Raw genomic sequence first — 12877 nt, forward strand, 5'->3', positions numbered from 1 at the left:
ATATCGTATTTTTTTATAAACAATAGTGACCACTTTCACAAAAACAGAAACTATTCATGTCAAATGTAATTCATGCTGCCAGCAACACTTGTTCTTCCACCACTTCAGGCAAGCTAATCCGCACAAAAAACTCTTGAGGGTACAAATAATCCTCGCCCGACTCATCCATCACCCGAACCATCCCCAACTGCTCACTCTTCGGGTCAGGCAGCACTTCGTACAACTTGCGCAGTTCCAGTGACGCTTCGTAATCTTCGTTCTTGATACAAATGGCGAATGTATGTTCAGACATGACAATTACTCGATGAAGTATTTGATTTTGAATTCTTTCTTGCCAGTTCCGCTGGCTTCGTACCAATGGATTTCGGCCTGATGCAATGAGCCGTCCGGCAAGCGGATTTCGGCAAAGCCCTTACGCTTGCGTCAGTGATCGCCCCTTGTACAACTTACGCAACATGACTGGCAGCTTAACCCAATTTATAGCCAAAAATAAAGCACTGAAATAATTCCGACAAATCCCGTCTGGTGTATATTGTTCCCCATGAAACCAAGCGATTACATCGAAACAACCATACCAACTACTAACAGCATGGCGCAATCCAAGCCTGCTGATGGCTGCCCACCAAGAGGCAACCCGCAACTGGTGGGATACGGCACGATTTGACTATGACCTGTTCATTTCGGAATTCGTCATGGCAGAATGCGCCAGTGGTAACACGGATGCAGCCGAACGCAGGCTTGCCGCCATCCAGAACCTGCCGGAACTGGACATTTCCAGCAAAATTGCCCAAATCCTTTAGCTTTGGCAATTCGTAAAAAGCCCCTTATACTAACTGTCAACACAGTTCTCAGGACAACGATACCATGCAAACCTTGGAGCAACAAATCACCCAGCAAACTCGCGGCTTGCCTGAAAGTGCCCAGCGCGAAGTATTGCACTACATCGAATTTATTCGCAGCCGCTACCCTGTCAAACCAACCACCAAAACTGCTGGAAAACGCAAAACCAGTTGGAGCGATACGCCACTCTACGGCTTATGGCAAGACCGCGCAGAAATGGCAGACCCAGCCGCTTACGTCCGCAATCTGCGGAGGTCACGCTTTTGATTTTGGTTGATACCGACGTATTGATTTGGGTAACACGCAAAAACCCGCAAGCGAGTACATTTCTGGACAGCTTTGACGACCTAGCCATTTCTGATGTGACCTACATGGAACTGATTCAGGGTGCAAAAAACAAGCGCGAAGCCCAAGCCATCGACAAAACACTCAAAAATATGGCGGTATCGCGCCTGCCTATCAATGACAGCATTTCAGAACGCGCCGTAGGATTGGTTCGCCGCTATTTCCATAGCCACTCTATGCAACTTGCCGACGCACTGATTGCAGCAACCGCGTTGGAATACGGGCTGGCGTTGGCAACGGGAAATGCCAAACACTTTGAAGTTGTTGATGGCTTACAACTACACAAATACACCCCACAGCCCAGCATGAGGTAGCATGTCCGCATCGGTAGCACTCAAGGCAAAGAACACCCCATCCCCCGGTACGGTCGGGCGCGGCAATGGCCTGGAACGAACGCTTCATGCTGCGCCAGCCAGAAAAGACTGCTGAAAAAAACGCGAAAAGCATTCTTGGGCAGACACGCCCGGATTCGGCATGTAGGCAGACTGTGAAAAAATGGCAGACCCAACAGCGTATGTTCGCAACATCAGGAAACCGCGTTATACCCTGTAAGGCTAACCTTATAGACCGCGCCCATATCAGCAATCAACATGCTTTGCGCCTTTTCAGTAATGCTTCCGCACGGCTTTCAAAGAGTAATGAACGGGCTTTGGCGGATACATCAGAACGTCCGCTGCGATACACCCTGCCAACGGGAACAGAGGGAAATACTGGGGGCGTTTGTGTGTTGTTAACCATGTTCCAGTTCCCGCTTGAGGCTATCCATATCCACGGTAAACACCTCCACCTGTTCCGCTGCCAATGCTGCCAGAAAATCCACGCGATCAAGCCCTGCAATAGCTGCGGACTTTTCTAGCGATACCGCTCCGTTTGCATACTCACGGATGGCTATCCCCAACTTCATCTCACGCACTGACTGCAACAGTTTATCGCCCAGTTCCTCACCCGAAATATAATCACTGTCCACCTGTCACTCCTCCTTACCCGACCACACTCAAATGCGGCTGCTTGAAATCCGTATCCTTGGCAAACACCGGAGGCAACAATTCCGCCACAAACCGCAACTTGCTCCCATAATCGTCGAACACTTTACCGCTTTTCTGGCAGTAAAGTTCAATCACTTCCGCTGCTTTGAGCAGGCTGGCTTTTTCCGCCTCACTGACAACGACCACCTCACCGGGCTGGGTTTTCCCTTGCGGTGACAGAACCATGTACAGCGTCACGCCCCTGTCTTGCCCTTGCCGCCAAGCTTCTTCGTATTGCTCCGCCGTCAACTCGTAGAAACAGGCTTCCGTGGGTTCAAAACCCAACTTGAAAACGACTGAAACAGCCGGAAAAACGGTAAAAAACAGGTCAAACATGGGCTACATCCCGTTAGTGCCAATATCACAAGTTTAGCACTGCCTGATGAGAGCTACCCAAAATCAGTCTGAACTACAGCGATTCTCCACACTTGTAAACAGAGTGACTTGAGCTTGTGACATACCCGGCGTTTCCACGCCGGTAGCCTGGGGCACACGCAGCACTGGTAACAGTGATACGCGAAGCTGCTTCAAAAGGCAAAACTGGATGCCCTGCACATTCAAACGCGAGAAGTACTGGATTTTCTCGAATACCTGCAAGCCAAACTGAAAAACTGGAACAGGCAATGCTTAAGCAGCAGTAAAAGACAATTTCTCTTCGATTTCCATCAACGCCATCACCACCGGGCGCAACTGCGGCTTCTCTTCCTGAAATTCACCCAACATGGTGCGCAAAAAATCCAAATGCTCACGCACAAACCGTAATTGCCGGGGTGCTGCCCCGCGCCCGACGGCTTGCACATAATCCGCCACCACTTTTTGCACCTGAATGGTTTCGTTCAAACGTGCGCCGATCAAGTAATGCAGCAAGCTGTATTCCGCACGGGTAATCCCCGAACAAAACGCCGCCGTTCCCCGCTCACCCGACTCGGCACATTGCCGCGCTTGTTCCAACCAGTGTTTGAGTTCCTGCCGATCCAACTGTTTCACATGCCCGCGCAAATAACGCACCACCTTGCACGTCAGCCAATTGATCAGCGGATACCCCGCCACCGCGTGGGTTTCCTGCAAGGCAAACTCATGCGCCCGCCGATACGCTTGCTCCATTTCGCGCAACGCATTCGCCCGCTCCTCGCCAGTGACCATTAAGGCGCTACGCTTCCAGAATTTGCCCACTTCTTCAAAGCGTTGCAGGCTATTCCCCAAACCGTCCAGCAATTGCAGGGTTTTGAAACTGTCCGCCATTAACGCAGCGGGGGATTCCGCCAGCCGCGTCTCCGGTGCTGCTACCTTGCCCTGCGCCCATGCCAAGGCCAACGCGGTTTGCACACTCACTTTGTCTTCCAGCAAGATCACCGGGTAATCGGCTTGCGGCGAATCCAGCGCCGCTTGATACGCATCCAGCGCCGGAACAAACATATCCAACTTGCCGTAAGCCCGCCCCAAGGCATACAAAATATCCGCATGAGCCAACCATTCCGCCGGAATCGCCCGATGCAATTGCGGCAACCGTTCCTGCAACCACGCAATGTCCCCCGGTTGCGCGGTGTCGGCGGCATGAATCAGGTTTTGCAACTCCGCCACCACCTCGACTTCCGCCACGAAGCGCCAGCTATCCAGCGTCTTGTCATCGGCATTGCTATCCGGTTGGCGGCTCAACAGCTTGTAATCCGGGTCGCCGTAACACTGATAAGCGCCCCACGTATTGCTCTGCGGGTATTGCTGCCAAGTTTCGCGCCGTGCCAACAAAGTTGCCATGCCAAACGTATGCCCTTGCAACAACGCCTGGTAACACTGTTCAGCAAACACTTTTGCCGCACTGTCATTAATCGCCCAGCCCGCCGCAATGACAGCCCGTACCCCCATGCGAATTAATTCCTGCGCCAAACTTGCCGCTAATTTGCTGCGGTCGCTGCTCACAGCGGTTTGCACCTCGGCGCTCATAAAGTCCATTTGCGCGAGATGACAGCAATTGATGAAGGCCAATTCCGGCACTTTGCGCATCTGCCCGATTTCGACCGGCGTAAGGAAAATGCCATCGCCCAACACCATGCCGCTGACTTCCAACGCGCTCTCAGGGTCAGGGCGGTAGCGGTACACACCATGCCCCGCCAGATGCAGCACCCGATAATCACCCGTGTGCAACGCTTTTAAAATGGCGTGTGAATCCGTGCCAATTTCGCGGGTCACGGTGCTGAAACCACCGGATTCCAGCAGGTTTGCCACGGTTTCGGCCTCCTGCCGGGCAGCGGGCAAGCGCACAAACTCACCATTCACGGGCGGATCGCCGATCACCAGTGCCGAACGTTCCAAGGGGTTTACCACATGCTGGCGGTATTGCCCCACCTGTAGCTGACGCACCAACCCAAACCGCACCGCCAGCGGTTGGGATTCGTGGTCAAAACGGTTGTAGAGCAATTCCCACGGGTAGGCAGACGCGGCGCTATCCAGCACCATCACCAAATTTTCGGCATTCGGTGCTTGTTCTTTCATCGCGGCGGGCAGCAATAATTCAAACAAAATTTTGCCGGTATCCGGGTCATCCGCGCTGGAGGTGATCGCTTTGTCGATAAACTGATCGACCAACTTACGCTGGGTGGCTTGCAATACCTGTTCGGCGCGTGCCTTATCGGTCAACGCGGTGTATTTCAAACCATCGGCGCTCGCTTCCACCTGAATCCGCCGCCACCAACCCGGCGGATCGTTGTACATCACTCGCCGCCGTTTACCCGGCAAGCATTGCATCAGGCTCTTCACGTTGAAATCGTTGCGAAATTCTGGCATCAACACAAAATCTTGCACCAAACGCGCCGCTTCTACCGCGCGATCTTCGTACAGCTCGATGAATTCCACCACCTGCAAACGCAAGCGCAAGCCGCGCTCGCTCTTATCCAACGCCTGATTCGCCCGCGCAATCGCCCGCAAAATTGCCGTAATCGAATCCGCCAAGGTCACACTGCCGCCACCCACCGTGCCGATCAGCAAGGTCGCCACATGCACCGGCACGGCTTCCGCTTCTGCCAGTGGATTGCTCGGCGGGGTTTGCTCCAAGGCTTCGCGGATTTTCAAGGAATAATCCATCAGCGCACGGGTAAAACTCGCGGTTAATTCCCCCGCCGTCAGCTTGCCGACTTCGCCCAAGCCCACAATCACCGCGCCCCCCGGTTTTTGCCCCGGATTCAGGAACACGTGTGACGTACCCAATTCGCCCGGATACAAACCCATGCGATGCAATTCACCGAGCCGCCCCTGCAAACGTTTATCCAGCAAAGCTTCGGCACTGAGGATGGAATCCCCCGCGTAATGCCCGACTACCACCGGATGCGTGACTTGTTCCAGATTGCCATGCACCACGCGCACTTCCACGGGTGAACGCACTTCTGCTTGCGTCATGCGCGTGTGGTAGCCCAAGGCCGCTGCCAGCAATTCCTGTTCATCGGGAAACAATTCGCCGCGCAGCGTCGGCAACCATTCCCCTGTCGCCTTGCCGATAGCGGGCGGCTGGGTTGCCAATTGCCGCGACACCCCATCGTCGAGCAAATATTGCAAGGTCTGAAAATGCTCACTGTGGCTGGCCATACGCCCGTGTTCCACCGGCAAATACCAAGTCGGCAATTTCGCGGGCAATTCCCCCCACAAGCTCACGCCATCTCCCGCGCCACTGGCATGAAAACGCCAGCCACCTTGGTGTTCCGCCACCTCATCCGGCGTGAGGCTCGACTTGCCGTAGAGGTACAACAGGCGTTGCGTGTCCAGCTCTACCGCACGTAATTGTTCGCGTATCCGCCGTGCATCCGCCAACAAATGGCGGGCAGGCCAAGCGTGAAACGCTTCCCCCAGCAACGTTTGCCAACGCTCTTCGTGCAAATACGCCGCAGGCAACAATTCCAGCACACCGGGATAACGCGCAAACTGCTGTGCCAATGACTGCGCTTCGCGCTCATCCATGCGCCCATCCAGCAAATTCAACAGGCTGAGTAAACGGTGTTGCCCCAGCAACAATTGCACCGCCGTATACGTTCCCTGTAAGGGCGTACCCAGCATCACCACGCGGCAATCCGCCTCTTCGCGCAAGCGTTGCCACACCTTAGGCGCTTCACTCATCAACGCCAAGGCCACCAAGCCCCCGCTGGAATGCGCCAGCAAGCGCACCACCAACTTGCTATTGCTGGCTTTGGCTTGCTCCAATTCCTGTTCCAGCGCATCCGCCAGCCGCCGCCCCGCTTCCGCAAACGAACGCCGCCAATCGTAGGCAAATTCCACCAGCGTATGACTAGCCGCTAACATATTAAGCAAAGGACGATACGGCGCATCCAACACCCCTTCGGCTTGCACCCCGGCACTGTCGATTTGCAGACGCGAAAAATCCCCCCAACTCAATGCCGACATATCCAACCAGATGGGTGTGTCGTTGATTTGCAGCGTCGACCCCATAAAACCGGGCAGAAAATACACCGTGCTACGCTTGGCGGCTTGCGCATTACGCCCAGAACGCGCTGCCGGACGTGCCACCGGTGTCTCGTTCAACAGCGGGCGCAAGCGCAAATCGGTATCGGGGTGTTGCAAGGCACTGAGCAAACGGTCGCGCACCTCGCCTTTACGAAAATAATTGAAATGGCTGCTGTCATCGCCCTGATCCAGATAAAACCGCATTCCCTGCAAGCGCCGCGCCCCGCCGTACATCCCGGCCGTATTCACCACAAAATCGTTTTCTTCGCCGAAAAAGCGTTGCGTCACCCATTCCTTAAAATGCCCCAAAATCGTCGAGGCACGCATATCCCCCGAAATCACGGTCATGTCAGAATCGAGTTGCACATCTGGGCGATTCAGCAAACGGATTAATGGGGAGGCGGGCATCATCGCCTCCAACCCCGGTAATTCTTGCGGGTCGATACGTTTGCGGGCGGTTGCCATTAGCACCATGCGTACAAATTCCGCTAACATCTGCAAGCGAGGTGAAGGAATAAAGCCCAACACATTGAAGATAATCGACAAATTATCTTCCAGCCGTTCCGAAGCTAACACCGTGCCACGCCCCGGACACGCTACCCGTGCAAAGCGTTCCACTTTAATGTGTTTATCCGTCAGCAAGGCGGCAATTTCCTGCAATCCTTCCAGATCGTGAATACGCGCCTGCTGTTCAAACGGCTGAAGTTCTGCCTTGGAGAAAATCTCCTCGCTCTCCAAAAACTTAGCGCCGGACTCGCGGGTTTTACGCTGCAACACGCCTTGGCACAGCAATTCCCCCACCAAGCCGCCGCGTGAATGGCTAATCAGGTGCAAGCGCGTGTGTGGCGGCAATAAGCGCAACACTTGCAGCGCATTGTGCACCGGGCTGATGGTGAGGGTGTGATGTTCCAGTGCGAACACTTGCTGACCGTAAGGCGCGAACAAGCGTTGTAACCAAGCGGCGGCATTATAGCCTTGGCGCGATTCCCACAAGTCGCCGAAACTGCCATCGGTGCTGGAAAACGTGCCGTGCAAAAACAGCAATACCGGCTTGCTGGTATCAATATCTCCGGCTTGTGTGACCCATTCCAACGTTAATTGATCGGTGTTATGGCAGCGGTACACGCCGGGTTGCGGAATTTTGCGGGTTTCCAGCTTGTCGATTAACAGCTCGGATAAAGCGTCGCTCATCTCACTGACCGAATCAACATTCAGCACCCGCAGAAACTTCAACACTAACCCAACTGGGCCGCGCTGCTTATGCACGTCAAAACTGGCGGGCGTGAGCATGAATTCGTTGCTGGCAGAGCGGCTGGTTTCTTGGGTGGCTTGCGCCCGCAATTCGCCCACTCGCACCCAACGTTTGAACCCGCTTTCAAATTCGAGTTCGACCAAGGTGTCAGGGTCAAGGTTGTTGAGTTCGACGCTTTTACCGCCACTGCGTAAGGCTTCCAGCGTGACTTCTTGTTGGCAGGTAATGGTGAGAATGTCGGCATAAGCGCCGTGGTTTTTGAGTGGAAAGTCTTGCCCGGTCAACTTGCCACTGATCTTGATAGAATCCATGCGTCCCCCGCATTATTTTTCGGCTGCCTATTGTTTAGTACAAAACGGGGGGTTATACAATAGGAAACGCCAGGCGGAGGTGCGGCTGGAAGTCGTGCGGTAAAACGTTTTTGTTGAACGTGACAACATCATGTTAGAGTTTAGCTAACACCATTTTATGGAGAAATACCCATGATCGTTCACGCTGAAGTCAATCAAGACGGTAGCTTGCGGGCATCGCTTCCTCCCCAATTCAGGGGCAAAAAAGTTGTTTTGTCCGTCGTACATGAAGAAAATCACGCTGTTTCTAACTGGCAAGCTATTTCAGCCGCATTGCGTGAGGTCGATAAATTGCCCTTACAACATCGGCATATTGACGACATATTGGCTGACCTGCGAGCAATGAGGGAAAGCGCGTGAAGTTGGCTTATGTTGATTCTTCCGTGTGGATTACCCGCTTTGAGGGATTAAAAGAGTATCGCCCCATTATTGACGCGAAACTGGCAGAGCTTGCGCAGGATGGCTGGTCGTTTGTTGTCTCTGAGGCTGTCGCGCTGGAAGTTCTGATCAAACCCTACAAAAATGGTGATGACACTGTATTGCAGACATACCGGAATGTTTTTGTGCAATGCGGTGGCGTATTACCCAGCTATCCAGAGGTTTTCAGCGAGGCGCTGGATATTTCCAGACTGGAAAACCTGAAAAGTATGGATGCTGTGCATGTGGCGTTAGCGCTCCATCATCAATGCCAGTGTCTTGTTTCGGCTGATAAGCATTTCAAAGATTTGAAGATTTTGCCTGCGGTTTGGATTGAGTTGCCGTTAATAAAATCGTATTAGCAAATACTATCAAACCCCATCCGGCAAACGATCTGCCGCTTTCGGCTCCACATCCGGCACTTTTCCAATGCCGCCATACAGAGGAAAAACTACCATACACATAACCCGACACTGCCAACACGCCGATGCAATCTTTATCCGCCCCCAACCCCATTTCCTCGGAAGCTTCTCGCTAAACCACACAGTACGGCGTAGAGTCATGATCATAATCACAAAACTTTTATGACTGGAGGGAATTCCGCGTGAACCCAATACCATCCTTTCCTATGACCTCGCGACCACGTTTGCCACGCTTCAAGCTAATGGGCATTGCCCCTGTGATCATTATCCTATTCGGCATCACCGCATGGTCATCTTGGTACACCGTCCCCAGCGATTCCGTGGCTATCGTGCAACGTTTTGGGAAATTTCAGGCAGAAGTCCAACCCGGTTTGCATTTTAAAATTCCCTTGGGCGTGGATGTCGCCACCATTTTGCCGGTCAAACGCCAGTTAAAACAGGAATTCGGCTTTTATACCGAAGGCGCAACCAACGTCGACCAATACTCCGACAACCCTGCGGCAGAATCACCGATGGTCACAGGCGATTTGAATGTGGCACTGGTGGAATGGGTGGTGCAATACCGCATTGCTGAACCTACCAACTATTTGTTTGCGGTGCGCGAACCGGGCATTACCTTGCGCAATGCCTCGGAATCGGTGATGCGCGAAGTGGTGGGGCGTGAGCATCGACCAAGTGCAATTGAAGAACATTAACCCGCCGCGCCCGGTGCAAGAATCTTTTAACGAAGTCAACCAAGCGCAACAGGAAAAAGAAAAGCTCATTAACGAAGCCCGCCGTGATTACAACAAAGTCATTCCCTTGGCAGAAGGTGAAAAAGACCAGCGTATCCGCGAAGCCGAAGGCTACCGCCTCAAGCGCGTCAACGAAGCCGAAGGCGACGTGGCACGTTTCAACGCGGTGTTCACCGAATACCAAAAAGCCCCCGACATTACCCAACGGCGTTTGTATCTGGAAACCATGCAAGCCATCTTACCCGGCATTCAAAACAAAATCGTGGTGGATGAAGGCATGAAAAACCTGTTACCCCTGCTCAACCTCAACACCTCACAGAAAACCCCAGCGGAGGCAACACCATGAACCGTTTACTCCTAGTGCTTGCCGGTTTACTGGCGTTTGTCTTGTTCAATGCGTTCTATACCGTGGGTGAAGCGCAGCAAGTAATCCTGACCCAATTCGGCAAACCGGTGAAAGAACCCGTGACCGAAGCAGGCTTAAAAATGAAAATCCCGTTTATTCAAGAGGTAAACCGCATCGACAAACGGGTACTGCCGTGGGATGGCAGCCCTTCGGATATGCCGACTAAAGACAAACTCTACATCTCGGTGGATTTGTTTGCCCGCTGGCGCATTGTGGAACCACTCCCCTATTTCCTGCGCTTACGCGACGAACGCAGCGCCTTATCGCGTTTGGATGACATCCTCGGCAGTGAAACCCGTAACGCGGTTGCCAAACACGAATTGATTGAAATTGTGCGCACCACCAAAGGGCGTATTCCCCTCAAAGACCCGACGTTGGTGGAAGGCGCGGCTGATGGCGCAGACACCAACAATGTGGTGGGTTCACTCGTGCCGATCCAAAAAGGGCGCGTCTTGGTAGAACAAGAAATCTACAAAGCCGCTGCGGAAAAGCTCAAAGTGTTCGGGGTGGAGTTGCTGGATATTCGTTTCAAACGCATCAATTACAACGCCAGTGTCGAACCCAAAATCTACGAACGCATGATCAGCGAACGCCGCCAGATTGCTGAACGTTTCCGCTCCGAAGGCAATGGCGAAGCGGCACGGATTCGCGGCAATATGACCCGCGACCTGAACCGCATCCAATCCGAAGCCTATCGCCAAGTGGAAAACATTCGCGGCAAAGGCGATGCACAAGCCACCGAAATTTACGCCAAGGCTTATAACCAGAGTCAGGCAGCGGCTGACTTTTACGCCTTTACCCGCACTTTGGATGCTTATCAGGCGGTGATGACACCGGATACCAGCCTGATTTTGTCGACCGATAGCGATATTTTCCGCTTGCTGAAAGGCACGGCGGCATTGCCGGAAACGTATGCTGCGCCACCGTCAGGGGATTAGCGTTTGCCCAATAGCAGGCTGTCGTCAATCGGTACGTAACGGGTCGCGGCATTGATGAGGGAATTGGCAGTCAAACCGGGGACACCATACGCCTCGGTTTCCACCCCGTAGCGTTGGTATGCCCGCAGCAGCAACTGATCGAAATCGCCATCGCCGGATGCCAACACAATAATGTCGGTGTTGGCAGCGGCTTCGATCACATCCAGCGTGATACCTACATCCCAGTCGCCTTTGGCAGAACCGTCGCTGCGTTGGATGTAGGGTTTAAGTTTCACCTCAAAACCAATTGCTCGCAGGATGTTTTGAAACTGCATCTGTTTCTCGTCGCCGCGACCAATCGCATAGGCACGCGCTTGCACCACTTCACGCCCGGCGGTAGCTTGCGCCCAGAAACGGTTGTAGTCGAAACTGCATCCATAAGCAGCGCGGGTGGTGTAGTAGATGTTTTGTACATCGACGAAGAGACTGACTTTTTTCATTCAACCTGAGCAACCATTACTTCGACATGGTGGCTTGTACCACCCGCACGGTGGGGTAGAGATGTTCCACTTCATCTTCAATCAGGTTGAATACCAGTTGGAACATTTCACGGGCATCTTTCACGAACTGATCATGGTCATTGATGCGCAATTCCTTATTCTTGCTCCAGCGTTTGAGGTGCTGCCCTGAAACCATGGTATTGCCTTTCGTTTTTTGCTGGGTAAGCCATTGCAACAGCCTATGTACAACGCACCGAGTCCAACTTATCACGCGACAGATTGGCGCAATGCGCTGACTTCCTTTACTGTCAAACTTGTTTTCAAGGCAATCGTTGTATCGTCCAAAATATCCAACAAGCTACGGGCAAAATTTGTTTTGCTTTCTAGCAATGCTTTTTCCGCTGTTACTGCTCGTACTTCCGCTGCTTGCCGTTTTTCTTCCGCTGCTTGCTGTTTTTCTTCCGCCTCTATCAGCTTTATTTCCACAGCTTTCCTTTCATCGTGCAATGCCCGCTGTATCCGCAGAAAATCGTAACGTTGTTCCTGTGCTTCCATTTCTTCTTCGGTCAGCCCTGCTTGGTTGGCAATACCGAAAGCATCCACAATACAGGGGTCTGTCTTGAGTGAATCCGGCACATAATCAAGACTGCCCGCATTTTTGACGAAATATACCCATTTATCACTGATATTGACCAAATCCACCAGTTCCTTGGTGAACTTGGGTAGCTCGATAAACACCAGTTCCAGATCACCGCTATAGTTTGCCAAGGTCTGCTTTTCGATCAGACGATAATGACTGAATACTTCCTGCTGATCGGGGAACATCACAAAGTCGGTCAGAGTCAAGGCAATGACCGGGTTCAACAAGTGGTATTTTTCACCTTTGCCCAGTTGAGCGGAATAGGCTTTGGCTGCGTTATAGAGCACACGTTTTTCAAAACCTTCCACGTTCAGCACCTGCATTTCGATGATGACCGTGCTACCGTTGGCGCAAACCGCTTTCACATCGACGTAAGTATCTTTCATACCAAGGATTTTCGGGGCTTGGTACGGGTCGATGATGGTCAGATCGGTGATTTCATCACCATCGTGGTAGTCCAGCAAAGCATTGAGGAAGCTAATCAGAATAGGCTTGCTTTGCTCGCTGCCGAACACTTTTTTGAAGGCGAAATCGGTTTTTACGTCGAGGAAGCGCATGGCGATAAATCCGGTGAAGTAAGTAC

General features: G+C 52.7%; 13 protein-coding genes and 1 pseudogene. 7 read left to right on the top strand and 7 right to left on the bottom strand.

The window, feature by feature from the left end; all coding sequences use genetic code 11:
- Positions 1 to 70 precede the first annotated feature (70 nt).
- Positions 71 to 292: a hypothetical protein gene (locus L3K52_13655; protein UOG91241.1), complete on the bottom strand. Its 222-nt coding sequence runs from the start codon at positions 290 to 292 to the stop codon at positions 71 to 73.
- Between the two features lie 319 nt (positions 293 to 611).
- On the opposite strand from L3K52_13655, the gene L3K52_13660 reads away from it, so the two are divergent.
- The 3 genes from L3K52_13660 to L3K52_13670 all read left to right on the top strand — a co-directional run bounded on the left by L3K52_13660 (position 612) and on the right by L3K52_13670 (position 1499).
- Complete coding sequence (locus tag L3K52_13660; protein UOG91242.1) at positions 612 to 800, top strand: hypothetical protein; 189 nt, start codon at positions 612 to 614, stop codon at positions 798 to 800.
- A gap of 64 nt (positions 801 to 864) precedes the next feature.
- Positions 865 to 1107, top strand: coding sequence for a DUF2281 domain-containing protein (locus L3K52_13665; GenBank protein ID UOG91243.1), 243 nt, complete (start codon positions 865 to 867; stop codon positions 1105 to 1107).
- Positions 1104 to 1499: a type II toxin-antitoxin system VapC family toxin gene (locus L3K52_13670; GenBank protein ID UOG91244.1), complete on the top strand. Its 396-nt coding sequence runs from the start codon at positions 1104 to 1106 to the stop codon at positions 1497 to 1499. Before L3K52_13665 ends, L3K52_13670 begins: the two co-directional genes overlap by 4 nt.
- Before the next feature lie 416 nt (positions 1500 to 1915).
- On the opposite strand, the gene L3K52_13675 is transcribed toward L3K52_13670, so the two are convergent.
- The 3 genes from L3K52_13675 to L3K52_13685 form a co-directional block, all read right to left on the bottom strand.
- Positions 1916 to 2152: a UPF0175 family protein gene (locus tag L3K52_13675; protein ID UOG91245.1), complete on the bottom strand. Its 237-nt coding sequence runs from the start codon at positions 2150 to 2152 to the stop codon at positions 1916 to 1918.
- Positions 2153 to 2165: 13 nt separating this feature from the next.
- The gene (locus L3K52_13680; protein UOG91246.1) at positions 2166 to 2546 is read right to left on the bottom strand and encodes a hypothetical protein; all 381 of its coding nucleotides are present in this window, start codon (positions 2544 to 2546) and stop codon (positions 2166 to 2168) included.
- A 291-nt stretch (positions 2547 to 2837) separates the two neighbouring features.
- The gene (locus tag L3K52_13685; protein UOG91247.1) at positions 2838 to 8219 is read right to left on the bottom strand and encodes a CHAT domain-containing protein; all 5382 of its coding nucleotides are present in this window, start codon (positions 8217 to 8219) and stop codon (positions 2838 to 2840) included.
- Between the two features lie 171 nt (positions 8220 to 8390).
- Here L3K52_13685 and L3K52_13690 point away from each other — a divergent pair, with 171 nt between their 5' ends.
- The 4 genes and pseudogenes from L3K52_13690 (at position 8391) to hflC (ending at position 11175) form a co-directional block, all read left to right on the top strand.
- On the top strand, positions 8391 to 8618 hold the full coding sequence (locus L3K52_13690; GenBank protein ID UOG91248.1) for a hypothetical protein: 228 nt from the start codon (positions 8391 to 8393) through the stop codon (positions 8616 to 8618).
- Positions 8615 to 9037, top strand: coding sequence for a type II toxin-antitoxin system VapC family toxin (locus tag L3K52_13695; GenBank protein ID UOG91249.1), 423 nt, complete (start codon positions 8615 to 8617; stop codon positions 9035 to 9037). Before L3K52_13690 ends, L3K52_13695 begins: the two co-directional genes overlap by 4 nt.
- A gap of 302 nt (positions 9038 to 9339) precedes the next feature.
- Positions 9340 to 10177 (top strand): annotated as a pseudogene (locus L3K52_13700) (protease modulator HflK).
- Positions 10174 to 11175 carry a protease modulator HflC gene (gene hflC, locus L3K52_13705; protein UOG91250.1) on the top strand — a complete coding sequence of 334 codons (1002 nt, stop codon included), beginning with the start codon at positions 10174 to 10176 and terminating at the stop codon, positions 11173 to 11175. Before L3K52_13700 ends, hflC begins: the two are co-directional and overlap by 4 nt.
- Here the strand turns inward: hflC and L3K52_13710 are convergent.
- From L3K52_13710 to L3K52_13720, 3 genes are all read right to left on the bottom strand, one after another.
- Positions 11172 to 11654 carry an NYN domain-containing protein gene (locus L3K52_13710; protein ID UOG91251.1) on the bottom strand — a complete coding sequence of 161 codons (483 nt, stop codon included), beginning with the start codon at positions 11652 to 11654 and terminating at the stop codon, positions 11172 to 11174. The two genes, hflC and L3K52_13710, sit on opposite strands and share 4 nt — an antisense overlap.
- A 16-nt stretch (positions 11655 to 11670) precedes the next feature.
- Complete coding sequence (locus tag L3K52_13715; protein UOG91252.1) at positions 11671 to 11850, bottom strand: hypothetical protein; 180 nt, start codon at positions 11848 to 11850, stop codon at positions 11671 to 11673.
- 71 nt (positions 11851 to 11921) lie between these two features.
- Entirely contained in the window at positions 11922 to 12851 is a 930-nt protein-coding gene (locus L3K52_13720; GenBank protein UOG91253.1) for an Rpn family recombination-promoting nuclease/putative transposase, read from the bottom strand.
- Positions 12852 to 12877: the final 26 nt, after the last annotated feature.

Origin of the sequence: Candidatus Thiothrix sulfatifontis (assembly GCA_022828425.1) — a bacterium.
Lineage (GTDB): Bacteria > Pseudomonadota > Gammaproteobacteria > Thiotrichales > Thiotrichaceae > Thiothrix > Thiothrix sulfatifontis.